Annotated in this window: 4 protein-coding genes and 1 tRNA gene; 2 read left to right on the top strand and 3 right to left on the bottom strand. The window is 63.8% G+C overall.

The annotated features are described in order from the left end of the window. Positions 1–206: 206 nt before the first annotated feature. On the bottom strand, positions 207–1,256 hold the full coding sequence (locus WBB85_RS15270; protein ID WP_432639459.1) for an RluA family pseudouridine synthase: 1,050 nt from the start codon (positions 1,254–1,256) through the stop codon (positions 207–209). Here WBB85_RS15270 and WBB85_RS15265 point away from each other — a divergent pair. Continuing rightward, positions 1,246–1,575, top strand: a complete 330-nt coding sequence (locus WBB85_RS15265; RefSeq protein WP_432639458.1) for a DUF6476 family protein — start codon at positions 1,246–1,248, stop codon at positions 1,573–1,575. The genes WBB85_RS15270 and WBB85_RS15265 overlap by 11 nt on opposite strands. A gap of 9 nt (positions 1,576–1,584) precedes the next feature. Here the strand turns inward: WBB85_RS15265 and WBB85_RS15260 are convergent. Further along, positions 1,585–1,661: transfer RNA gene (locus WBB85_RS15260), tRNA-His, on the bottom strand. 130 nt (positions 1,662–1,791) lie between these two features. On the opposite strand from WBB85_RS15260, the gene WBB85_RS15255 reads away from it, so the two are divergent. After that, positions 1,792–2,004, top strand: a complete 213-nt coding sequence (locus tag WBB85_RS15255; protein ID WP_432639457.1) for a DUF6324 family protein — start codon at positions 1,792–1,794, stop codon at positions 2,002–2,004. Here WBB85_RS15255 and WBB85_RS15250 read toward each other — a convergent pair. Continuing rightward, on the bottom strand, positions 1,979–2,416 hold the full coding sequence (locus WBB85_RS15250; protein ID WP_432639456.1) for an MmcB family DNA repair protein: 438 nt from the start codon (positions 2,414–2,416) through the stop codon (positions 1,979–1,981). The two genes, WBB85_RS15255 and WBB85_RS15250, sit on opposite strands and share 26 nt — an antisense overlap. Positions 2,417–2,649: the final 233 nt, after the last annotated feature.

The raw sequence follows: 2,649 nt of genomic DNA, 5'->3' as shown, positions 1-2,649 counted from the left end.
GCGCCTGCCCGCCCCGGCGGGCTGGCGCTTATGAGGCCGCGCGCTTCGCATGAGGGACGAGGGGCTTTGCGGCCATAAACTGCCCTGAACCTCGGTTGCTGCGCCACCCCACGGGCAGGCGCCCACCCGGCTCGCGTTGGACTCATGGGAATGTCCGCTCTGTCCCGACAGCGGACGAACACGATTTGCGGACATGCCCAACGCAATCATCCATGCGCGGTTTCCCCCCGCAGAAGGTCAAGCAATTCCTGAAAATCCGGCGGCAGCGGGCTTTCGAAATCGAGACGCTCGCCGGTCACCGGATGATCGAAGCCAAGGGTGGCGGCATGTAGCGCCTGACGCGGGAAGCGGATGGCGGCCTCGGCGGTCGCCACGCCCAGGGCCTTGGCCGCCGGTTTGCGGCGCCCGCCATAGACCGGATCGCCGATCAGTCCATGGCCGACATGGGCCATGTGAACACGGATCTGATGGGTCCGCCCCGTCTCCAGCCAGCACTCGACCAGAGCCGCTGAAGGCGGTTGACCGAACCGTTCCAGCGCCCGGGCCCGCGTCACCGCATGACGTCCGCCGTGGAACAGGACTGCCTGCCGCTGGCGGTCGGTCTTGTGACGCGCAAGCTGGGTGGTGATCTTGAGAATGCCGCCCGGTTCGAAATTCGTGCCCTTCACGCCATGAAGACGCGGATCGGCAGCATCCGGCGCGCCATGGACAAGCGCCAGATAGCGGCGGGTTACGGTATGTTTCTCGAATTGTTTGGCCAGCCCGTGATGCGCCCGGTCGGATTTGGCGACGACAAGCAGGCCCGACGTGTCCTTGTCGATCCGGTGCACAATGCCCGGCCGTCTTTCGCCGCCCACCCCCGACAGCGTATCGCCGCAATGATGTAAAAGCGCGTTGACGAGCGTGCCGTCAGCGGAGCCCGGCGCCGGATGCACGACCATACCCGCCGGTTTGTCTATGACGATCAGGTCGTCATCTTCCCAGACGATGGTCAGCGCGATGTCCTGCGCAACGGTTTCGACCGGTTCCGGCACGCCGACGGCAATCAAATAAACCTCACCCTCGGCCACTCTGGCCTTGGGGTTCACGACCACCGCCCCGCCCTGCGTCACCGCGCCTTCGGCCAGCAACCGCGCAAGGCGCGACCGCGAAAGTGCTGCTTCTTCTGGCACATCGCGCGCCAGCGCCTTATCAAGGCGGTCGGGCGGGTTCGGCCCGATCATCACTTGCAAGGTACGGCTTTCGATGTCCGACATGAATGAGGCTCCGACAGACGAAGGGCAAGGCACCCCGCCCGAACTGCGATTTCTTAAGGTGCTGGTAACGGCCTTGGCCGGAACCATGATCCTCGGCCTGATAACGATGATCTTTCTCTTTGTCACCCGGCTGCCGGATGGCTCTGTCCCGCGCCCTGTACTTCCCGACGGGATCACCCTGCCGGAAGGGGCCAGGGCCGAGGCGGTGACGATGGGGCGCGGCTGGATTGCGGTGGTGACGGAGGCGGATGAAATCCTGATCCTCGACGCGGAAACCGGCGCATTGCGCCAGAGGGTGATGATCACACCGGAAAACTGAGTGCGGGGATGGTACCGACGCCCCGGCTCGAACGGGGGACCCCTAGATCCACAATCTAGTGCTCTAACCAACTGAGCTACGTCGGCACTCGGGGGCCATTTAGACCCGCACAATCATGAATGCAAGTCCCGGATTGCACCGCCAAAGCCATTGCCCTGCTTGCCTCGCCCCCCGGTTCCGCTATAGCCAAGGCAAGGCAAGGAACGGAGGCCGGTCATGGGGATCGACAAGGAAAGCGACATCTCGGCGAATCTGCAGATCGGGCCGACGACGCTCGGCATGGTCAGGATCTATCTGGAGGCCGATGGGCTGGAGCTGCCCCTGGATTTCGAACCTGAAGAGGCCGAAGAGATTGCCGAGGAACTGCGCGCCGCAGCCGAGGCCGCCCGCAGCATGGGCGGCGCTAAGGGGAAATCCCCGAAGCGGTGACGCCCGGATCGCGGTAGCCCTGCAGGCGCAAGGCGGCGTGGCGGGCGAATTTCTGCACCATCACCTTGCGCCGGGCACCGGCCAGCGGCGTCACGGGGCCCATCCGCACAATCTCGGCGTCATAGGCGTCGGCAAGGATCAGGCCCGTGCCCTCGGGCAACAGCTCCACCGGGAAATCGGCATCAACCGCCCAGAAGAACCGGTCGCCCCATTCAAGGTAGTTCTGCCATTTGCGGTCCGAGGTAAAGTCAACCCGGCTCGACTTGCATTCGACGATCCACAATTCGCCTTTCGGCCCCAGCGCCAGCACATCCAGCCGAAGGCCGGAGGACGGCACCAGTTCCTCCACCGTGACAAAGCCATGGTGCAGAAGATGGCGGCAGACACCGCGCGCAAGAAGCTGTCCGGGCATGAGTTCGTCCTGCATATGCGAAATATGAACATAAAGGGAACATCTGTCCAGAGGCTGCGTTTTGGTGGTCTCTCTAACCAAAGGTGTATGGCGCGGAACCGGGCGCTGGTGCATCGCACGCGCAGTCAGAGCAAGGAGAATCAGATGCTGCTTGGCGATCACATGCGGCGGACGGGTGAAGGCCTGTTCCGCTGGCGCAGTTACGTGTTGTTGGTATTCGTGCCCTTCATTGC

This window comes from Albidovulum sp. (genome assembly GCF_049646345.1).
In the GTDB taxonomy this organism is placed as follows: domain Bacteria; phylum Pseudomonadota; class Alphaproteobacteria; order Rhodobacterales; family Rhodobacteraceae; genus Albidovulum.
The sequence above is the reverse complement of the archived record's forward strand: the minus strand, read 5'-3'. Positions and strand labels throughout refer to the sequence as shown.